18 protein-coding genes and 2 pseudogenes are annotated in these 20,335 nt (G+C 52.5%); 14 read left to right on the forward strand and 6 right to left on the reverse strand.

Annotated elements, in window-relative coordinates:
• Positions 1-17: 17 nt before the first annotated feature.
• The 3 genes and pseudogenes from ASE07_RS30910 to ASE07_RS30915 all read right to left on the reverse strand — a co-directional run.
• On the reverse strand, positions 18-524 hold the full coding sequence (locus ASE07_RS30910; RefSeq protein WP_082584391.1) for a hypothetical protein: 507 nt from the start codon (positions 522-524) through the stop codon (positions 18-20).
• Positions 412-990, reverse strand: a complete 579-nt coding sequence (locus ASE07_RS30005) for a hypothetical protein (RefSeq protein ID WP_057293052.1) — start codon at positions 988-990, stop codon at positions 412-414. The genes ASE07_RS30910 and ASE07_RS30005 overlap by 113 nt, the downstream gene beginning before the upstream one ends.
• 35 nt (positions 991-1,025) lie before the next feature.
• A pseudogene (locus tag ASE07_RS30915) lies at positions 1,026-1,628 on the reverse strand (gamma-glutamyl-gamma-aminobutyrate hydrolase family protein); the annotation flags it as partial.
• 151 nt (positions 1,629-1,779) lie between these two features.
• Between ASE07_RS30915 and ASE07_RS22395 the strand changes: the two are divergent.
• The 9 genes from ASE07_RS22395 (at position 1,780) to ASE07_RS22435 (ending at position 13,396) form a co-directional block, all read left to right on the forward strand.
• Positions 1,780-2,775, forward strand: coding sequence for a LysR substrate-binding domain-containing protein (locus ASE07_RS22395; protein ID WP_057293054.1), 996 nt, complete (start codon positions 1,780-1,782; stop codon positions 2,773-2,775).
• Positions 2,776-3,109: 334 nt separating this feature from the next.
• The gene (locus ASE07_RS22400; RefSeq protein WP_057293055.1) at positions 3,110-4,261 is read left to right on the forward strand and encodes a branched-chain amino acid ABC transporter substrate-binding protein; all 1,152 of its coding nucleotides are present in this window, start codon (positions 3,110-3,112) and stop codon (positions 4,259-4,261) included.
• Positions 4,262-4,363: 102 nt separating this feature from the next.
• Entirely contained in the window at positions 4,364-5,269 is a 906-nt protein-coding gene (locus ASE07_RS22405) for an amino acid ABC transporter substrate-binding protein (RefSeq protein ID WP_057293056.1), read from the forward strand.
• Positions 5,270-5,487: 218 nt separating this feature from the next.
• Positions 5,488-5,850 (forward strand): RidA family protein, encoded by a 363-nt coding sequence (locus tag ASE07_RS22410; protein WP_057293057.1) that lies wholly within the window; start codon positions 5,488-5,490, stop codon positions 5,848-5,850.
• A 230-nt stretch (positions 5,851-6,080) separates the two neighbouring features.
• Positions 6,081-6,269, forward strand: a complete 189-nt coding sequence (locus ASE07_RS30920; protein WP_200961005.1) for a hotdog domain-containing protein — start codon at positions 6,081-6,083, stop codon at positions 6,267-6,269.
• A 1,754-nt stretch (positions 6,270-8,023) separates the two neighbouring features.
• Complete coding sequence (locus ASE07_RS22415) at positions 8,024-9,442, forward strand: replication initiation protein (RefSeq protein ID WP_156396898.1); 1,419 nt, start codon at positions 8,024-8,026, stop codon at positions 9,440-9,442.
• A gap of 283 nt (positions 9,443-9,725) precedes the next feature.
• A complete protein-coding gene (locus tag ASE07_RS22420) occupies positions 9,726-10,955 on the forward strand; it encodes an AAA family ATPase (protein ID WP_057293059.1) in 1,230 nt (409 codons plus the stop codon).
• Between the two features lie 3 nt (positions 10,956-10,958).
• On the forward strand, positions 10,959-11,984 hold the full coding sequence (locus ASE07_RS22425) for a ParB/RepB/Spo0J family partition protein (protein ID WP_057293060.1): 1,026 nt from the start codon (positions 10,959-10,961) through the stop codon (positions 11,982-11,984).
• A 494-nt stretch (positions 11,985-12,478) separates the two neighbouring features.
• Positions 12,479-13,396: a hypothetical protein gene (locus ASE07_RS22435; RefSeq protein ID WP_057293062.1), complete on the forward strand. Its 918-nt coding sequence runs from the start codon at positions 12,479-12,481 to the stop codon at positions 13,394-13,396.
• Positions 13,397-14,116: 720 nt separating this feature from the next.
• Here ASE07_RS22435 and ASE07_RS22440 read toward each other — a convergent pair.
• Positions 14,117-14,809, reverse strand: a complete 693-nt coding sequence (locus ASE07_RS22440) for a class I SAM-dependent methyltransferase (RefSeq protein WP_082584393.1) — start codon at positions 14,807-14,809, stop codon at positions 14,117-14,119.
• A 72-nt stretch (positions 14,810-14,881) separates the two neighbouring features.
• Positions 14,882-15,907 (reverse strand): hypothetical protein, encoded by a 1,026-nt coding sequence (locus ASE07_RS22445; RefSeq protein WP_156396900.1) that lies wholly within the window; start codon positions 15,905-15,907, stop codon positions 14,882-14,884.
• A 290-nt stretch (positions 15,908-16,197) separates the two neighbouring features.
• Between ASE07_RS22445 and ASE07_RS22450 the strand changes: the two genes are divergently transcribed.
• The 5 genes from ASE07_RS22450 (at position 16,198) to ASE07_RS22475 (ending at position 19,952) form a co-directional block, all read left to right on the forward strand.
• A complete protein-coding gene (locus tag ASE07_RS22450) occupies positions 16,198-16,512 on the forward strand; it encodes a hypothetical protein (protein WP_057293065.1) in 315 nt (104 codons plus the stop codon).
• 242 nt (positions 16,513-16,754) lie between these two features.
• Positions 16,755-17,860 (forward strand): IS3 family transposase gene (locus ASE07_RS22460; protein ID WP_156396902.1). Its coding sequence is split into 2 segments (ribosomal slippage): positions 16,755-17,004 and positions 17,004-17,860, totalling 1,107 coding nucleotides; the frame shifts between segments, so codons are not numbered across the junction.
• A gap of 164 nt (positions 17,861-18,024) precedes the next feature.
• Positions 18,025-18,459 carry an EscI/YscI/HrpB family type III secretion system inner rod protein gene (locus ASE07_RS22465; protein ID WP_057293068.1) on the forward strand — a complete coding sequence of 145 codons (435 nt, stop codon included), beginning with the start codon at positions 18,025-18,027 and terminating at the stop codon, positions 18,457-18,459.
• A 16-nt stretch (positions 18,460-18,475) separates the two neighbouring features.
• A complete protein-coding gene (gene sctJ / locus ASE07_RS22470; protein ID WP_082584394.1) occupies positions 18,476-19,396 on the forward strand; it encodes a type III secretion system inner membrane ring lipoprotein SctJ in 921 nt (306 codons plus the stop codon).
• Between the two features lie 115 nt (positions 19,397-19,511).
• Positions 19,512-19,952 (forward strand): hypothetical protein, encoded by a 441-nt coding sequence (locus tag ASE07_RS22475; protein WP_156396904.1) that lies wholly within the window; start codon positions 19,512-19,514, stop codon positions 19,950-19,952.
• A gap of 127 nt (positions 19,953-20,079) precedes the next feature.
• Here ASE07_RS22475 and eno read toward each other — a convergent pair.
• Positions 20,080-20,335 (reverse strand): annotated as a pseudogene (eno, locus tag ASE07_RS22480) (phosphopyruvate hydratase); the annotation flags it as partial.

Genomic DNA, 20,335 nt, shown 5'->3' on the forward strand with positions numbered 1-20,335 from the left:
TTTGTGAACAGGTTGCTTTATGCATAAGCAGCTTCCACGGAGTCGACATCCGGTTCATATTTGCGAGTGGTGGACATACGAACGAAGTGCCGTCCGGACGTCTGCACTGTGTCCAACCGAAAGCGACGCAAGTGGGTCGCAATACTCTGGTCCAGTCCCAGAAACGCCTGAGAAGTGAGCAAGTCGACTTTATACACAGAGGCGTTGTCACAATCATCCGAGTCAGGCCCGCTCACGCTGGCGATCCCACCAATGGCACGCCATACTTCTTCAAGCGTTACCTCGGCAGGATCGACCGATAATGACCAGTGCTCGAAATCCGGCGTTAGTACGATGACTCCAGTTGTAGCCAGACAGGTACACACGTCGCTGATATCACCGGATTTCGCCTTCAATTCACGTGCAAGTTGGTCAACTGAAAGCGCCGCGCTGCTTTTTGAAACAAAGCGTTGGAGTACCATAGCCGTAAGACGGAAGTAATCTAAAGTTGATGCAAGAGCGAGGGTAATTTCTGCGACTTTCATGCTGAGTCACCTGGTTTAGATTGTTGTGGATGGGTTCGTAGCGTTCGTAGCGTTCGTAGCGTTCGTAGCGTTCGTAGCGTTCGTAGCGTTCGTAGCGTTCGTAGCGTTCGTAGCGTTCGTAGCGTTCGTAGCGTTCGTAGCGTTCGTAGCGTTCGTAGCGTTCGTAGCGTTCGTTGCGTTCGTAGCGTTCGTTGCGTTCGTAGCGTTCGTAGCGTTCGTAGCGTTCGTTGCGTTCGTTGCGTTCGTAGCGTTCGTTGCGTTCGTAGCGTTCGTTGCGTTCGTTGCGTTCGTAGCGTTCGTAGCGTTCGTTGCGTTCGTTGCGTTCGTTGCGTTCGTTGCGTTCGTTGCGTTCGTTGCGTTCGTTGCGTTCGTTGCGGAAGAGATCTGTTTGCCCAGCATCGACATTCGCACCAGTTCCATGAAGATGTTTCCTTCCGGTGCATTGACCAGATATTCCGGATGCCACTGCACACCGAGACAGAATGTTTGTCCAGGGGCTTCGATGGATTCCACTACACCGTCGTCTGCTGTAGCGCTGACGCGCAAGGCTTTATTGCCACTCATGACAGCCTGATGATGCAGGCTGTTTATAATCAGCGTATCGGTACCAAGGACGCGACGAAGAAGAGTTCCCGATTCGATGCGGATCCGGTGCGTACCGATGCTGCAAGATTCAAATTGTTTATGTTCAATATCAGTTACGAGGTCCGAAGGAAGGTGCTGGTACAACTTGGCACCCAACTCCACGGCAATCAGTTGCATCCCTCCGCAAATGCCGAGGATGGGCATGTCCTTTGCCAACGCCCTTCGTAGCAATGCACGTTCAAAGGCGGTTCTGTCTTTTTTGACCGTAATTTTGTCAGGATGTCGGGCTGCCGTCCCATACTCTGACGGATCAATGTCGAACATCCCGCCTGTAACAATCAATCCATCGATTAGTTGAACGTGCTCGCCAACGGCGTCCATGTCGTAGGGCAGGATGATCGGTATTCCTCCGGCGGCGGAAACCGCTGCACAATAATTCCTACGGACGTGAAACTGCGATTCCACATTGTGCGGTTCGTCGCTACGGTCTGTGGTGATTCCTATTATTGGTCTAGTCATGTACGTTCCCTGATGGCGATGAAACGCATTCTTGCGATTATTCGCCGCTTCGACAAACCAAGATTTCTATCTGCCGGTATTAGTTGCGCTAATGTGCAGACACGTTCTAGACTGTGTTTTGACCTGGAATTGCCGATCTGAGGACTTTGAAATGTCGCGCTCCCAACGCCTTACTCCAGCCGTTCTTCATGCATTGAAATATTTCGATGCTGCGGCGCGGCAACTGAGTTTTACCCGTGCCGCCGACGAACTCCACGTCACCCAAGGGGCGATAAGCCAGCAGATACGCGGGCTGGAAGATCAAATCGGCGTCAAATTATTTCAGCGCCTTGCCAAGGGGATAGCACTGTCCTACGAAGGTGAGCGTCTGCACAAGGTCGTCAAGCAACTGCTTTCTGACCTGGAAGCCGAGATACAGGCGATACAGCCTCAGTCGCCGAACCGACATCTGATAATCCGGTCCTCGTCGTCGTTTTGCATGATGTGGCTTATGCCTCGGCTTAATCGTTTCAGTCGCATGTATCCTCATGTGGAAATACGCCTGAAAGGCGAGATGTTTGGTATGCCGATGGCTCAGATGAACGCTGAAGCCATCGACGCACTGATCGTGTACGGCCGCCCGGGGAATGACGAGGCCGTCGAAGCGGTACCGCTGATGTCCGAGTTTCTGTTACCGGTGGCCAGCCCGGCCTACATCGAAAGACATGGCCAGATAACTGAGCTGGCGGACTTTGTAGACCATACGCTGCTTCACGATGACTCCCCGTGGGAAGGCGCCCCTCCGTATGCTGAATGGGTAGAGTGGGTACGCGGCGTGACCGACGACAGGCGAGGTAAGGCAGAGAAGTTAGGGAAGCGAGGGAATCTATACAATCTGGCCCAATTGGCGACGAATGCGGCGTTGCTGGGGCAAGGGGTGTCCATCGCCCGAACATCGCTGATTCTGGATGAATTGGAAACCTCGCAATTAATGCCGGTGTACCCGGCTTACGTACAGTCCGCATCGACATACAGTTTGTTGCTTAATCCTGGAACGAGGGGGCGGGAATCCATTGAAACGTTCAAGGAATGGCTGCGAGAGGAATGCCGGGAGTCGGAGAGAAGGCGAAACGTGATCCTCCAGAAGATCGCAAGACAAAGTCCCTAAGGGGAGCGGTTCAAGGATAGTCATTAAGCGTATTGCGCGTTGCTGGTCTAAAAAAAATCCGCCATTGGACCTGTCGCCACCTACGGATCTCTTAGGTTTGTAGCGCCCAGATAGGTGGGCAATTCTCAAGTTGTCCATAGGACAGGATACGCAGCCATTAGATCAACTAATGGATCCCGATAGAAAACATGACTTGTCGATGACAAGGCGTCCGACAAGAATACGAGCACGGAAGAGGATATAGGCAGGGCAAAACACCTGCAATCTTATGTCATGCCGTAGAACGTCTGTGCAATGCAGGCGCAATCAAATCGTTGCTTTCTTGGGGACTACTATGAATACCAACCTGAATCTTCTCGCTCTCAGCTTAACGTCTGCATTGACATTGAGCGCAAGTGCGCATGCTCAGGATCTCGTTGTAAAAATCGGCCATGTTGCACCACTCTCGGGGCAATCCGCGCATATGGGAAAGGATACGGAAGATGGGGCACGCCTGGCGATCGAAGAACTGAACGCGAAGAACATCAAGATTGGCAGTAGTGTCGCGCGATTCGAGTTGCTGGGAGAGGACGATGGAAGCGATCCAAAGCAAGCAACGGCGGCTGCACAGAAGCTCGTCGATGCGAAAGTAAACGGTGTGATTGGCCACATGAATTCTGGAACGACGATCCCGGCGTCGAAGATTTACAATACCGCCGGAATACCACAGATCTCTCCTTCTGCAACCAACCCAAAATACACACAGCAGGGATTCAACACGGCGTTTCGAGTCGTCGCAAACGACGGTCAGCTCGGCGGAACACTCGGGCGGTATGCCGTTCAAGTTAATCAGGCGAAAAACATCGCTGTTATTGATGACCGTACAGCGTATGGCCAGGGCGTAGCTGATGAGTTCGTAAAAGGCGCAACTGGCAAGGCCAAATCAGTGTCGATCGTCGCCCGGCAATATACAACTGATAAAGCGACCGATTTCAGTTCGATCCTTACCCAAATAAAAAGCAAAAACCCCGACGTCGTCTTCTTCGGTGGCATGGATGCGGTTGGTGGTCCGATCCTTCGTCAAATGAAGCAGCTCGGGATTGAGGCAAAGTTTATGGGGGGCGATGGTATTTGTTCCACTGAGTTGGCGCGACTGGCGGGGGATGCCATTGGTGAAGGTAAGGTAGTCTGCGCTGAAGCGGGTGGCGTGGAAGAAGGAAAGAAGGCTGAGCTTGAGGCTTTCCGGACAAGGTTCAGCAAGCGGTTCGGCCACGAAGTAGTGCTGAATGCACCCTATGCATACGACGCCGTGATGGTCATGGTAGCGGCCATGCAGAAGGCAGGTTCCGCCGAACCGGCCAATTACCTCCCTGAACTGGCAAAGGTTAACTACAAGGGCGTAACTGGAACGATTGCCTTCGACAAGAATGGCGATATCGTCAATGGCACACTGACCTTATACACCTACAAGAACGGTAAGCGGGAAGTGATTACAGTAACGAAATAACGCGCGAGGCGGACCCTGCCAGGCGCCTCATGGCCCTGGCATGAAGTAGGAATCCAGGCTGCACAAGTGGCTCGGTCGTTACCTTCACAGTTAAGGGTAAAGATGAAGAAAGCGCATGGTTACTGCCGAATTTCACTCGGCATCGCACAAGTGATGATAGCGACAGTAGCAATCGACGCATCTGCTGGAGAGACATTAGGCCGCATTGAGCGCTCGGGCAAGGTAGTGCTTGGTGTAAGGACTGATTCTGTCCCATTTTCTTACACAGACGCATCCGGTAAGCCGATTGGATACTCGATGGATTTGTGTACCAAACTGGTGGAAGCCATCAAGGCAAAGGTCAAGCAGCCGGACCTTAAGACAGAGTTCCTGATCGTCACGCCATCGTCGCGATTTTCAGCCATAGTCGACGGCAAAGCCGACCTGGATTGTGGTCCCACCACCAATACCGCAGAGCGACGTAAGCTGGTAAGTTTCACCATCCCGCATTTTGTTGCAACAGCCCGAATGATTGTTCGTACTGATTCAGGAATAAAGAACTGGTCTGATCTGCGGGATAAAACCATCGTGACGACCAAGGGGACGACGAATGCGACCTCGATCATGGAGCGCAACAATGCACGTGCGCTCAACCTAAAGCTGGTAGAAGCAGATAGCGATAGCGAAGCGTTCCAAAAGCTTGAGAAGAGATTAGCAGACGCCTTTGCGATGGACGACGTCCTTTTATATGGGCTGAAGGCTAACTCCGCAACGCCACAAAGTTATGACGTTGTAGGCGACGCTTTGACAGTTGAACCGTATGCCATCATGTTTTCTAAGAGTGATCGTGAACTTCAGTTGTTGGTAGACAAGGAAATGGCGAGCATTATCAGTTCTGGCGATATTTACGGGCTTTATGAAAAGTGGTTTACAAAACCCATTCCACCTCGGAACGTCAATCTGACCATGCCAATGCATCCTCTGCTCCGCTCATCATTTCGGTTTCCGTCAATCGGAGTAGGTGATTGACGTGCGGCTAGCTTATCGCTAAGCCGTGTCTGCAACGCGGGTGTGCGCTACGGACTAGCGGCGTATTTATTGCTCGCACTTAACGAATGTCTCCACTCCTCCTGGAGTTTAGGCCGGCATCGCGCCGGCCTTTTTTTCTTGGCACGACTGTGATACAGCAAGCCAGCTTTTAGCTCACCATATATTTTTAGCTCACCATATATTAACGGACATCAACCATGAATCAACTGCAGCGATCCCATGTCGGTCCCCGGCTATCTGAGGTTGCCCACTATGAAGGCGTTTTGTATCTCGCCGGCCAGGTTACTAATGATACTAAACAAGATATAACAGGACAGACAGCCGAAGTGCTTACAATGATCGATACCTTGCTAGAAGAGCACGGTAGCGATAAAACACGAATCTTGTCATGCATGATTTACCTTGCAGATATGAGCATGTTCAAACAAATGAACGCAGTGTGGGATGCGTGGGTAGTGCCAGGCGCTACGCCACCTCGGGCAACCGTCGAAGCAAAGTTGGCGTCACCACAAAATCTAATCGAGATCGTAATTACAGCAGCAGTAAAGCAAACTACATGACTGGATTCCAGTTCCTAAAATGATGTCTCCACCTTGCCTATTAGACGAGCGAATCGGAAATCGTTATGCAAACGAGTAAACATCGACGCCGCGAGATCATCTTATGGTTCCTTGCAGAGCCCGCAGACGTCAATTTTGGAGGCAAGGTACACGGTGGCGCAGTAATGAAGTAGATTGATCAGGCCGGATATACGTGCGCGGCAGGTTGGAGCGGTTAATACTGCGTAACGGTGTATGCAGGAGGTATCCGTTTCTTTAAGCCGATATTCATTGGCCAGATTGTGAAGGTCAGCGCTATGACAATCCATACGGGTACGTCGAGCATGAATGTCAAAGTAGAAATAGCAGCTATTGACCCGAATACGGGGGATCGAAAGATCACAACGCTGCATGATAGTCTCCGTAGCCGTTGCCGGTGAAGAGGAAAGAAAATCTGTATCTACCCGACGGAAGTGTTAGAAGACCGACGCTCCCTCCAATGCCTGAGCTGTTATTGTTACCATTCGACTGCCCTCCCCGGCCCTTCCGCTGATGTTGTGTTCGCCCCCCTACTTCGCCGGTCAGCATACGCCTTGAGGCCGAGAAGGCCTCCCCTCTGGTCACTACGTCCTTTCCTGCCGCTGGTACACGCTCCAAAGCTGAAACAGACATCCGACGTACCTGTGGGCATCGTTGCTTCGCGCGAAAACGCCATATTCATATATATAAGTAGGTTTGGCCGCAATTTCCGTTTTCATCTTCCGTAGGCATGCCCATAGTTACCTGGTGGATCCACGTCTGGCACAAGTAATTGCGGTTCGCTCCCACTGTTGCGTCGGCGACCTATTCGATAATGATGGCAGTTGTCCAACAAATCGTTGCCATGGGGGCAACTTACCGCCCAATTCAGGTGGGGTGCGACGCGGTGATCAATATGGCATACCAGAGGAGTCATGAAATAATGACGTTTAATTTCCAATCTGACATCTCATTCTGCTTATCCATTGACTGGCATGCATTATTGCGCTTTTACATTTATTGGGAGATTTATGGCGAAGGTGAGCATTACAGGAACGCTTCACCTTTCGTCGCTTGCTTCCATAGCCGTCGGAATGTGGCCTATAGCTCATTGCCCAAGAGCAGATTATGAGAGTGAGCTCTACGGGAACAACTCACCTTCTTTTTACGGTGAGTTCTACAGGAACACTCGGAGTTGTTCTTTAACTGCCCATGTCAATCAAGAAATTTTTATAAGAATGAAGACTTGGCTGTTGGGTGTCACTGCCACCGGTGAGCCCCGCAGGAACGTAATCACCTTTTGAAAGGTGAGCTTGACGGGAACACCCTCACCTTTTGTCTAGATTTCCCTTTATAGGGCGCTCCATACTGGATATCGCTTAATGAAAGTACACACTTACTTACATCGGATACCTGTTGACTGTGTGAAATGTCTTTTAAGGCGAGGATAAGTGCTCCTAACCTGGCTTGCTAAGGTGAGCCTTACGGGAACATGAAGCTCAGCGTTCCTGCAGAACTCACCTTAAGCCCGGGCTATGTATGCCACAAGAAGCCTCCTGCAAGCTGTTTGCTGTCCTCATGTTCCCGTACAACTCACCTTTGAGCGATGGAAGTCGAGATTTCGTTTGGAAAACAGCCTTAAGGTTTTACCCGCCGGGCGCTGCCGCACTGAATGCGTTCAACCGTCGCCGGCTAGACCGGTGCCTTGTACGAGGTGTTCCTGTAGAGCTCACCATTCACGATGAGGAGCAACATGGCCGTGTCGCCTGCCAGCGGGGGTCTTCAGCGTGACGGAACGCGGGTTGTTAGAAGGGTGACTAGTATTGTGCGAGCTTAAGGAGCCCATGCAGTTGGCTTGTTTTCGTATTGCTCTCGCATTGAGGGTTTTTTGATAGTAAACCCTTGTAAACCTTGTAAACCATTAAGGATCGCCGCAAACCCGCGTCCAGTAAGGGTTGTAGCTGGTTTGGGTGAGTGCATCCGTAACTCTGGTGAAGTCATACAGGAACAGAAGTGAGTGGACTCGGTATCGTTTCCTGAATAGGTGAGTACTTTAGGGAACACGAGTGAGTGGACTCGGGAAAGGTCTCATCGTATCGGTGAGCGCCACAGGAACAATCTATTGGTGAGTGCTACGGGAACGCAAAGGTGAAATCGATAACACATCGATCCAAACGTGAAAAAAAGGTTGATTGGAAATCACCTTACATGCATAGTACCGATTTTCACCCCTACTCGAACCATGGCGCCGAGAAGTAAAAAACCGAATGCAGTGATTCCGGTAGTTAGTGAAGAGGATAATGGTCCGGACTCGATCGTCGAGTTTCGGAAGGCGAATGATTCAATTGGCTTACGTGTGGTAGAGGGGCAGTTTAGTCTTCTATCCCGAAAGCTCTACAACGTTTTTATCTCGGCGGCCCAGCAACAGCAGCGCCCGGGAGTCAATGCACCTGTCGATGAACCTTCGGCCGAATCCTATTTCTGGATATCGATGCAGGATGTCGTCAAGGACACCAGGTACAACAGTAACGACTATGAGACGCTCAAGGAGCACGCGAACGAACTGCAAAACATTCGCGTCGAGGCAGAGAGCACGAAGATGTGGACAAGCGAAAGGCTTTTGTCCGGTGTGAAGATCTACAACTCCAAGGGCTTGAAAAGTAAAGGCGGGACGGTCTGGCTGGGATTTTCCTTTCCCCCTGAAGTTTTGCAGATGGTGCTGGCGCCGAGCATCTACACCAAGATGAGCTTGTGGTATCAGACGCAGTTGCGTACAGCGTCCAGCCTGGCCTTGTACGAGGTCTGTCGTCGTTACGCCTCCAGCCCTTCCCATCTTACCAACCGGGAAAAGTGGGAAAGCTGGTACTACAGGGTGACCGGGACATCGATCAACGACACCAATCTCCCGGAATACAAGTACTTTAAGCGGGATCACGTCCTGAAGTCCGTGGCAGAAATTAATGCGATCACGGATATCGAAGTGGAGCTTCTTGAATTCAGGGAGGGCCGCCGTGTAGCCGATCTGCAGTTCAAGGTGTATCTCAAAGCCCAGGCATCGTTTGAGCTGCCCTCGATCCCCATCATCAATACCAAGGTGGTGGACAGGATCATTGCCTTTGGCATATCAAAGGACGAGGCTATTCAGATCTATACGTCATACGACGAAAACGTCGTGCTGGCGCATATCGACCTTGTCGAAAGCAGGCTCAAAAACGCCCGGGCCGCCCCGGTTGACTCCGCGGCGGCTTACTTTCGGACGGCGATAAAGAAAGGCTATGCCAACGGCAAAGTACTGGAAGTTGCTGAGGCACCGCCAGCAGCGCCAAAGAAAAAGAAAAATCTTCGCGAGCGTTTTCTGGTTGCACGCGCCAAGGATGCGATGGTCCACTATGGCAAGCTTGTCACCGATGAGCAGAAGAGATTTTTTACCGCTTTCTCCAAAAAGGCAGATAAAAGCATCAAGCCGTATTTGAAAAAGGGGCTGGAAATGGCGCTTGTGCGGAATGCATTCGCTGACTGGCTCGCAACCGAACTATGGGGAGCACCGACGGATAGCCAGATCCTGGATTTTCTCGAATCTGAAGGTGGCGAGTAGCAAAAATAAAGTACCCGCACTTTCCGTAACGTTAATGGGTAATGCGTACAACCAGTACAGCCGGTCGGCACAACACAGTATGTTTTAATGCCGGTCCCCGGGCATTAGTCCCCCCTTGGTCGCTGTTTTCAATCCGTTTAAAGCGTCAATATCACCTCTATCTGCCTTTTCTGAGCGCAACCAGCTTTTCGTTTACGTTTACAGCTTGTTAACGGTATGATCTGGCAATTCCATGCTTTGCCTAAAAAATAGGATAAGCATGGAATTCTTAAGAGAGGTAGGTATGAGCGTTAAACCGTTGACACTGAAACGTAAAAAAATTGATGTTGTGAGGCTGAACAGCATCGCAGACCGAGCTGGCGGCGCGCTCACTGAACTCCGCAACATTCTGCTTGAGCCGTGGCCTCGCAAAATGGCACCTATCGTCTCCGGCCCGCGTGTCGCAAAGCTTTCCGGTGTAACGCTCGAGAAATTGAACTACCTCGTCAAAAAAGGTGAAATCGAACCCGGCACCGTCAAAGGAAATGGTCGAAGCCGGGAGTATTCCCTCGCACAAGCGCAGGCGATTGTGCGGAAGATCGGCGGCAAAAAATATCGGTCGCCGGGTACAGGCGCGGTATCAATCAGCGTCGGAAATTTCAAAGGCGGCGTCGGCAAGACGACGAATGCGGTCGCAATCGCTCAGGGCTTCACCCTCCGTGGCTACAAGGTGCTCCTGATGGACCTTGATCCTCAGGCATCAAGTACAACAATGATGGGCTATATTCCCGACGCGGAAGTGCCTGAAGAAATGACGGTAATGCCGGCGGTATATGGCGAGGAGACAGATCTTCGCTATGCAGTCCAGGAAACTTACTGGCATAACCTGTTTTTTATTCCAGCTTCGCCCTCTCTGTTTGGTGCAGATTTCTATCTGCCAAACAAACAGTCTCAAGATCCCAGTTTTGAGTTCTGGCGGGTGTTGGAGGTGGCCCTTGACCCGCTCCGGCAAGAGTACGACATCATCGTCATTGATACCCCCCCTACCCTCTCATACTTGGCCATTGCGTCATTCATGGCGACTGATGGACTGGTTGTGCCGGTTCCGCCGGAAACCCTGGATTACGCGTCCAGTACGCAGTTCTTCCGGCAGTTTGCAGAACTGTTCACGAAGATGCAGGAGATGAGGCCGATTCAAAAGGAATTTGAGTTCATCAAAATCTTCCTTTCGAAAGTCAAGGAGACGGCTTCGACGACCAACGCGGTACGCGGCTGGATTCGTCAGACCTACCCGGACATTCTCGGGACATCTGAAGTCCTGGAATCGGATGTCGTGAAAAACGCCTCGGCGCAGTTCAAGACGGTATACGACCTGAGTAATTACGAGGGTAGTGCACGTACATATAACCGCGCATTGGAAGCTTTCGATGGTTTGGTCGACGAGCTTGAAGAGGAAGTGACGGCCGTCTGGGAATCTGCGGACGAAGACACCGAAGCGAGTGAACCCAAAGAACCCACTGCCGTTCCGGAGTAATCAATGACCGACAAAAAGCCTACTCCTGACAAACGTACCGGCCTCGGTGCGAAGCTCGAAAGCCGAACGGCCGCCCTTGGCAGTCGACTGGAACAACATCAAGGTCGTACCGCCAATTCACCACCTGTCACCATGCCCGGCCAGCTTGGCGCATTTCGTATCGAAGCCCAGCGCTGGCAGGAACGCATCAATGAGTTGGAGGAAGACCTCCGACGAGCAAAAGAGCAGGGCGGGGCGATGGAGATCAGCCTCGACGAACTGCATGAAGTGGAAGGTCGGCGTCGGCGGTTGTCAGCTGATGAATACGAAGATCTCAAAAATAACCTTTCCCATAATCCCTTGGCATCCCCCATCACCGTTCGTGTTCGCGCTGAAGGTGGATTTGAGATTGTGTCAGGTCATAACAGGGTGCAGATTTACCGCGACCTGGGTAGAAAACAAATCAAGGCATGGCTGGCGGACGCAAGCGATGACGAAGCCGAAGATCTCGCTTTCTTTGCCAATGCCCTAGCTGCCAAGTTACCCGATTATGACAAGTACCGCGGTTACAAACGCATCATGGAAAAACATCCACATCTGGATGAGAAGGATTTATCTGAGCGTGTCGGTACTTCACTTCGGCAACTGAAACGGTTGTTGGCTTTTCAGAAGTTGCCGGAAACAGCGCATCAGCTTCTGCAAGAGCGCCCTTCACTGCTTGGTGCAACAGCCGCAGAAACCTTGGCTGATTTGAGTGTCAAGGGACGTGAAGGACAGGTGGCAGAAGCTGTACAAAAGCTTTTCAATGGAGAAATTGCTGATGAGCGCGATGCCCTTCGCTATGCGGCGACAGCCGGCATTGAAAAGCCCGCCAAGCCGGTGCCGGTTGAACAGACTTTTAAAGTTGGAAAAACCAAGTACGCCACGCTACGTCAAGTCAGAGCGATGGTACGGGTTGATTGTGCATCTGAGGCTGAAGCTGCTGAAGTGAATGCGGCGATTGCCAAGCTGCTGGAAGACAGGGTACGGGCGTTGAAAGATGAAAAATAGGCTTGGCGACTCGCCATATCCCTATAAATCAATGACTTAGAAAAAACAAACTGGAGAAAACATGATGAAGCCGTAAAACAGAATGTTTTAGTGGCCGAAAAAAGCAAAAACCCGGTGGGGACCGGGTTTTTGCCGCAATCGGAGCACCTAGGGGAAGGAGACTCTCAATCACTACGCAGATCAGAGTCTATCCCTAAGTTCTTCGAAGTGCAAGACGCCACAGCTATTTCTTGCACGCTTGGGGATGTTTTTGTGATTTATCACAGACGCATCAGGGCAACGTTCGCCCGAAACTTCCCGACAGTGTGTGCCCGTAGACCTTTGCGCTCGTCCGCGAGCAGCGGAGTGATATTTTGCACCCTAACGAAAATCAAGTTGGGGCAGGGACGGGCTTGCCCGCTGAACCTGCCTATCGTCCTACACCGGTCCAAGGTCGTGTCTTGCCAAGAGCCCTGATCAACGCCCAAGCAGCCACCAAGCACCCGCATAACTGCATGGACCTTAAAAAGGGAGGGAGACGGGCGCTGCACGCGATTTTGGCGTTCTACAACTTAAAAACCAAAGCGGCTATTTTCCCGTATCGGGAAGCGCTCGCCCATGAAGCCTCCGTCTCTGTTCAGACGATACAACGCGACCTGGCAGAACTGGAAGCACGCGAATATATTATCCGGCAGCCGCAGAAGCATAAATCGGCTGCGGCAGGTCCCAATGCCGGCAGATTCTGGATTGCCCCAATCCTGCTCACGCAGAAGGCGCTGGTCTTGCTCGGCCTGCAGGAAGTTATTCACAGGCATCCGTCTTCCAAAATGAGAGACGGCGTATATATAGATATAGAACATACCAAGGAAGTACAGTCTTCTTCGAAGAACACAATCCCTTCCGGAAGCCAAAGCGACAAATTACCCAAGCAGCCTGATGAGATTGATCCCGCAACCCGACTGCCAAAAGATCTCGTGCATCTACTGGAGCGCGGTGTAAGCAAAAGCGGCATCTTCCTGTTGATGAAACTCGCCGGGACGCATGGCAAGCGTCTCTCCGACATCGTCGCCTATCGTATGCCTCGAATCGACGCACTTGCGTTGCAAGGGCGAGCACTTTTTAGCTATCTTCGTGATCTGTCGGCAGCGGATGTCGACTTTGCTCATCTTGCCGGACAAGCACGTGTCCAGCAAGATGATGACGAAAAACTCAACGAAGCAAAGGCATTGCAGCAGCGATTGCATCACCACTGCGATGGCTACGAAATTTGCAAAGATAACGTTGTCATCGGAATTTTCAGGGCATCTGTGAACGTTGAGGAATGTGGACGCATTGAAATGGAAGGCGGGTCAAGGCCTCTGAATATTCGCACTGCCTTGGCGCTCCTGCGATCAGGCGTAAGGTTTCGAAGACCAGAAGCTTGCTCTTACTGACCGGACGCCCAGATGAAGAAGCCAGAACGTGCATAAACGCACGGAATCCGTCGCTATGTACCGCAAACCAGGCAAAAAGAATCCCGCGATGATGGTCTTCCTACGTTGGCGAGTCGCCACTTCTTTAAAAATCAAAGACTTATAAAAAATGAGCGATAAATCGATGCATCCAAAAGTTGACTAGTCCAGTAAGAAGACTACGAGCGCTAAAGCAAACTTGTCTGCGCAAGGTGGCGTCAGCTACAGCCAAAATTTGGAAAGCTTTCTTGTTGAACTTGAATCGATGCGATTTGTACGCAGTTACCCATAGCGGCTAGTCGGATAGTTTGCGCTACGACTCATTACCCATCTAAGCTAATCCCCATTGCATATGGCTGCGGAGCAGCTAACGCGGTCTACACAAGCCATTAACTCGCTTTTAGGCGATGTTTTCTATTATCATTGCTCGCAAAAAACGGTTGATGAATGCCGCCATTAACCATCGTTTAAATAAAAATCTATAAAATCAAGGGCTTAAAGAGTGTTCCAATGTTTCGCAGCAAGTTTCTGTTCGCGCTTACCAATATGTTGGCAGCCCGCCATTTGCCCAAAAGCCTCGAAGTGAAATTCCTCCATTCTCCACTCCGGTAGTTAGCCGGTTGGCCAGGCCGAGTCCGGTTACGGAGGCAAGATCAATATGCGCTCTATTCGTACAAATGAAACGCTGCCTCAGGTGCGCAACTACAGCTTGCGCTGAATGTAGATATCGGTCTCGCCCCACAGAAATTGTCCGCTGACTTTCTGTTCCAACTCGAACATCGGCACATCCGTATAGGACATGAGGGAGTAGCTGACCGAAACAACCCGCGTCCCAGGTCGCAGCGTGGCAAAGTGTTCGACCAGTTTGACAATCGCCGTATCGCTGAATGCCGTGCCGTATAAATAGATGACGGTCGCATCGCTATAGTCGGCATTCATCAAATTGGCGAGCACGAATTCGACCCCATCAATATTCAGCATTTTCCGGATCCGCCGTGCCTGCGTGACGAATACCGGATTGATCTCGATGCCGACAGCGCGACAGCCGAACATTGCGTTGAACCAGAACACGCTACGTCCTCGTCCACAGCCCAGGTCGTATACCACATCCTTGCTGTCAAGCTTGACCGCGCCGGCGACTTTGTCGAGCGTCGTGAAAAAACTTTCTCCGTACATTTTTTGCACTTGATCGTCGGGAAAGCTCTTTAAGAAGCGCTCGCAAATCGTATAAGGGTCACGTGTCAGATAAGTCCAAAGACAAAGCAGATCGGCGCGACGGAAGCGCGCATTTGGATAGTAGCGACGGAGGGTGGTCGCATATTCCTTCAGTCCGTTGACTACGTGAATGGGATAGGCAGCCAATGCAAGAAGGGGAGAGAGAAGACTTTTTTCCATAGATTAGGCTACGCTGTCTTCTAACAGTGAAAAATTAATGAGTAAGTAACCCTGTTTATTTTATAAATCATCTTAGTGAGCAAAAACCGAACCGTTTTCTGAATCGAAGTCGTTTTCTGAATCGGATTGAACCTCCTGGAAAAGGAAAGGGACGTCCTCTTTCGAAACTGTTATACCGTTGTTCTCAAGTTCGGTTTGAAATAAAGAATAGAGGCTATTCGAAACATTTCCATCCAGGTTCGACAGGTCCTTAGATTTTGACGAAAAAACGTATTTTGACGGTATAGAATCTTTCGTCCTATAGCCCATACCGTCCCTGTCGTCGGGGTCCACAACATCAAGGAGATCAGGATCCGGCTCGAGTGAAACGGTGTTGTCGCCCAAGCCTACTCTTACCAATGCCGGGTGGTTTCCGTCAGCAAGCTTGGCATACGATTTTGCCTCGTCTTTATCAGGTGTAACGTAATTATGCGTCGCCGCATTGAGAACGAAGTTATCGACATCCTCTTGTGTTGCCTTCTCACGCATTTCGGAAGTTTCTTCACTATTTAAATAAGCGACAGTAGAGCCCGCCGTTTTCTTATTTGTGTCAAAACCATCCCGTTGAATGCCTTTCTTTGAGACAGCGCTCGTACCGTGATAGTGGCGTATCTCGTCGTACACAATTTTAATCGTCTGTTGGGCCTCGGGAGAATAGCCACTAAATATTGGCCATGCCTCTGAAGCAGATTTAATTCTAGATTGTTGTATCGGCTCCTTAATCGATGCTGTTTCCTCGTGACTTCCGGTGCCAACGGGCGCCGTCGCAGACCCGACGTGTGAAGGCTGACGATAACGAGTGACGGACATGCTTTGCTGGATTGGATGCGCGTCGCACCCAGCAGACGACGTGGCACTGGGCACCTTAGGTGCTGTGTCAACGACGGCGAGGCGATACAAGTCCGGATGAGTGGGGCGTTTACCTGTGCGATAGATAGGCTGCTCACCCCTTGGCAAGGGAGTTGCGGCATTTGAAGAGCTTTCTGTGCTTTCAGCTCGGTTGTCTGTTGGCAAACAACAATTAAACAGAGAAGCTACTGCATCACGTATTGTATTCATTTCCAGTGTGTTCCTTTGTGCAGTGAAGTTGGACATTCAGATTGACTGTTGATGAGTGTCAGACAAGACGAAGTCGTTCCATATCGGTGTTGCAAGGAATCTAAGAAGCAGGATAAGAAAATGCTTTTCCTTTACATTAGCTTGGTCAATTATTAGAAGAACAACCGGAAGAACGTCGTGTACAGCACTTACGCGGAATTTTCTTAGTTCCCCCGTAAATACGGCTCCGATGGAACCAGCGGCCACAAACCCCCACTCATCGACATGTTGTCTTCAGGCGGGGCGTCACCATGGTTGAATTGAGAGTTTCGGATGGCTTGCATCGCAGGGCGACATTGCCGCTCGAAGAGCACCCGCATCTGATGGGCTTCGCCTGGGGCGAGCCCGCACATATCGGCGGCATTTGGCTGATCGTGGCGGCTAAGTTGCCGGACGATGAATCTCGCGAGTCAGGCAACACCAATGTCTTCGATGATCAGCCGCAGGCGGGTACGCCATTTACCGATATATCCAAGCCTGTGTATCCGCCTGCGCCAGAACCGGTCCCCCATGGCCGCCGCAGCAGATGGCGCTGGCGCGGCCGGCGCAGGGTATTGGTGCCATAGATCATTGCGGCAGCGATTTCTGCCGCTGCGTACGTCATGACGTCGATGTCGAAAAGTCTCGCCACCGGTTAACTCCGGCAAATACATCGCGCTTGGACACAGGTGGGACGCCTGGCCGACAAGACGGCCGCTGCTGCATTCAGCACGCTTCATGGCGATGGCGCACTTGATCCTTATGACCTGTCTTGGGATTTTCGGACCACGGCAAATTTGAGAAGATAGCTCCCAAATGAAAGGGAGCAATGAAGAAAAGCCGATACAGCGACGAGCAAATCGTCCGAATTTTGCGGGAAGCGGACAAGACCCCGATTGCCGAGGTGGCCAAGCGCCACGGCGTGAGTGAGCAAAGCATCTACGGCTGGCGCAAGCGTTTTGGCGAGATGGGGACCGACGAGGTGAAGAATCTCAAGGCCCTGGAGCAGGAGAATGCCCGGCTCAAGAAGTTGCTGGCTGAGCGGGATCTCGAAATTGAAGTGATGAAGGAGATTTCCCGAAAAAAATGGTAAGCGCACCAGGTCGACGGATTGCGGCGCTCTACGCAGTTGAGCGAGGAATCTCTCAACGTCGAGCTGGTGCGCTCATGCAGGTGGCAAGGTCCAGCCTGCTGTATATACCAACTCTGCCACAGAAGAATGCACCTGTGACGAGGGCTATGCATCGGCTGTCATGCCAGTATCCCCGTTACGGATCCCGCCGTATCCGCGTGTTCCTCGGACGGGAAGGCATCGTTGTGGGCAAGGAGAAATGCAGTCGTCTGTGGGCAGAACAAGGGCTACAGGTACCACGCAAGCGTCCCCGACGCAAAGTGGCAGCAAGCAGACCACGTCCACTTGCGCCGTCCAAGGCAAATTCGGTATGGAGCTACGACTTCGTCTTCGATGCCTGCGCCAACGGCCAGCAAATCAAATGTTTGACGGTAGTCGACGAATTCACTCGCGAGGCGCTTGCCATTGATGTGGCTGGATCGATTCGTTCGGGCCGAGTGATTGATGTACTGGCGCGCCTCATCAGCGTGCGAGGCGCGCCACGCTACCTACGCAGTGACAATGGCCCCGAGTTCGTAAGCCTTGCCTTACTCAAGTGGATAACCGATCAAGGGATAGAATGTGCACTGATCGACCCGGGTAAGCCGTGGCAAAACGGAACGACAGAAAGCTTCAACGGCAAGTTCCGTGACGAATGCCTGGCCATGGAATGGTTCAGGAATCGTCTTGAAGCCAGGGTTGTGATCGAGGACTGGCGGCAGCATTACAATCGAGTCAGGCCACATTCCAGCCTGAACTATGAAACTCCAGAAGCGTTCAGCAAGAAAGTAACAACTTTATCCACCGGAGCTATCCCAAATTAGCTCGGTCCGAAAAAACCGGGCAGGTCACTTATTTGAATCTGGTGCAGGTCTACTGCATTAACACGCAACCCATGCAGGCATGAAGGGTTTTGGCGCGTGATGGAACTTTGCAACCAGGCTCACCACCCATGGACAGTTAGAAACCACATTTTCAGGAGCCGAACGTGAGCCAAATCGCCGCTATTTCCCCCGCTGCCAACATCTCTGCCGGCGGTGCCGCCTCGACCGGCCGCCTCAATCTGGAAATTCTCTCGATTGAAAACCATGGAGCCGGCGCGGCCGACGGTGCGCAATTCCGCGCCGCGCTGGAGCGGCACATGAACGCCGGTGCCGGCGGGGTGCAAGGCGCCACCAGGCCCGACAACGATGGATCGTTAGGACAGAAGATGGGCGCGCGTGCCACCAACCTGGCAACCGAGATCAACAAGGATCAGCAATACGTCTCCAAGCTCCTCGAAACCGCCACCCGCACAGGCGACTCGATGCAACTGATGAAGGCCATGATGGCGCTCAACGATTACTCGATCCGGGTACAGACCGTCGCGAAGACGGTATCCAAGGCGGCCTCATCCGTCGATCAACTCACCAAGCTCCAATAACGCCATGATCCTACGCATGCAGGCACGGCCACGCCATCCTCTCGCAACGCGAATCACAACCCGCTCGCGGCTCATGCCGACGGCGGTAGGGCGGCTTTCGGCGTTGTTGTTGCTGAGTCTTCTATGCGCATGCGGCAAGGTGGTCGACCTGCAGTCGGGACTCAAGGATGCCGACGCAAACGAAATGGTGACCGTCCTCAACCGTCACGGCGTCGATGCGCAGAAGCGGACCACCAAGGAAGGCGTCGCCTTGTCGGTAAAGGACACCGATATCTCGCGCGCCACCGAGGCCCTGAACGCTGCAGGCCTGCCGCGCCGCAATCTGTCCAATCTCGGACAGGTCTTCAAGAAGGAAGGGATGATCTCCACCCCACTGGAAGAGCGGGTGCGATATATCCATGGCCTTTCTTCGGAGCTGGAATACACCTTGCAGCAGTTCGACCATGTCATATCGGCACGGGTGCACGTCGTTCTACCCGAACGCGTCGCACCGGGCGAGCCGATCCAGCCTTCCTCCGCCGCAGTGTTCATCAAATACATTCCGCCGCTGGACGAAGACATGATCGTGCCGCGCGTGCGCAATCTGGTCGCCTCCAGCATTCCCGGCCTGTCCGGCGAAGAAGGGCGCAGCAAGGTCTCGGTCGTGCTCGCCGCCAGCGAACTCACCGCACCGGCAGTCGAATGGACCACCGTCGGGCCGTTCCATGTCATGGCCGATTCCGCCGGGGGCTTGATCGGCACCATCACCAGCATCATCGCCGTGTTTGCGCTGGCGCTGCTTGCCATGTTGTTCGTGATACTGCAGCTGCATCCAAAGACTGCCGATTGGATGCGCAAACGTTTCGGCAAGGTCTTGCCGTTCAAGGTGGACAACGAGACGAGTAATGAACAAGCGTCGCAGACGGCGGCACAGACTGCACCCAAGCCATCGAACTGAGGAAGATCGTGCATGCAGTCATGATTGAAAACGAACGGCGGCACATCGCGTCCGCAAGTTGCGGGCACGATGTGTCCTTAAACGCATCGGCATAAGGCAGCCAATGGGAAACGACATGCTTTCAAGCGTATTCATCGACTGGTGGTTCGAGCCCTGGGTATACGCGGAACGCGCGGTCCCTGCGCTGCATCCCGCCGCTGCCCAGGCAGGACGGCGAGACGCCTACCGGATCTGGTGCGAACAAGCCTGCGTGGCACCGGACCTGCCCAAGCAATTCGACCCCGCTTGGCAAATCGCCGCGGTCGACAGCGCAGCGGAACTGGTCGGCGCAGCGCGTCCCTTTGCCGGATTGATCGCGGCCAGACAACATGACACCGCGGTACTGGACGAACTGGAGTTCGACGACCGAAAGTGGTGCATCAGCGTTGCCGCCACCCAGCCGTTGGTCGGATGCCGCGATGTCTTCGCCGACGAAGATACGATCGAATTGCGCGGATTGTGCGAAATCGCGCGGCGATTGGACATGGAAATGCGGAGAACACTCCAGCGTAAGTGACATGTCGCATATATGGATGACTCACCGCACAGTTCCATTGACGCGACGGACCATCCCAAGCGCGGCTCACGTCAATCAAAACACAAGCCGGCCTGAAACGCGAAATCATATACTTACCGCACGCTTACTAAAAGATGTTATAGAACGCGCCACGGCCCCGATAGCTGGCGATGTCACCGAGGTCTTCCTCAATACGCAACAGCTGGTTGTACTTGGCCATGCGGTCCGAACGCGACATCGAGCCGGTCTTGATCTGCAAGGCATTGGTGCCCACCGCGATATCAGCAATCGTCGCATCTTCGGTCTCGCCCGAACGGTGCGAAATCACCGCGGTGTAACCGGCGCGCTTGGCCATTTCAATCGCCGCAAACGTCTCCGTCAGT

The sequence above is a fragment of the Noviherbaspirillum sp. Root189 genome (genome assembly GCF_001428545.1).
Classification (GTDB): domain Bacteria; phylum Pseudomonadota; class Gammaproteobacteria; order Burkholderiales; family Burkholderiaceae_D; genus Noviherbaspirillum.

Bases quoted from the DNA above. Each gene is read 5' to 3' on its own strand.
- ASE07_RS30910 (WP_082584391.1), bottom strand. From the start codon at position 524: ATGAAAGTCGCAGAAATTACCCTCGCTCTTGCATCAACTTTAGATTAC.
- ASE07_RS22395 (WP_057293054.1), top strand. From the start codon at position 1,780: ATGTCGCGCTCCCAACGCCTTACTCCAGCCGTTCTTCATGCATTGAAA.
- ASE07_RS22400 (WP_057293055.1), top strand. From the start codon at position 3,110: ATGAATACCAACCTGAATCTTCTCGCTCTCAGCTTAACGTCTGCATTG.
- ASE07_RS22405 (WP_057293056.1), top strand. From the start codon at position 4,364: ATGAAGAAAGCGCATGGTTACTGCCGAATTTCACTCGGCATCGCACAA.
- ASE07_RS22410 (WP_057293057.1), top strand. From the start codon at position 5,488: ATGAATCAACTGCAGCGATCCCATGTCGGTCCCCGGCTATCTGAGGTT.
- ASE07_RS22420 (WP_057293059.1), top strand. From the start codon at position 9,726: ATGAGCGTTAAACCGTTGACACTGAAACGTAAAAAAATTGATGTTGTG.
- ASE07_RS22425 (WP_057293060.1), top strand. From the start codon at position 10,959: ATGACCGACAAAAAGCCTACTCCTGACAAACGTACCGGCCTCGGTGCG.
- ASE07_RS22435 (WP_057293062.1), top strand. From the start codon at position 12,479: ATGGACCTTAAAAAGGGAGGGAGACGGGCGCTGCACGCGATTTTGGCG.
- ASE07_RS22440 (WP_082584393.1), bottom strand. From the start codon at position 14,809: ATGGAAAAAAGTCTTCTCTCTCCCCTTCTTGCATTGGCTGCCTATCCC.
- ASE07_RS22445 (WP_156396900.1), bottom strand. From the start codon at position 15,907: ATGAATACAATACGTGATGCAGTAGCTTCTCTGTTTAATTGTTGTTTG.
- ASE07_RS22450 (WP_057293065.1), top strand. From the start codon at position 16,198: ATGGTTGAATTGAGAGTTTCGGATGGCTTGCATCGCAGGGCGACATTG.
- sctJ (WP_082584394.1), top strand. From the start codon at position 18,476: ATGCAGGCACGGCCACGCCATCCTCTCGCAACGCGAATCACAACCCGC.
- ASE07_RS22475 (WP_156396904.1), top strand. From the start codon at position 19,512: ATGCTTTCAAGCGTATTCATCGACTGGTGGTTCGAGCCCTGGGTATAC.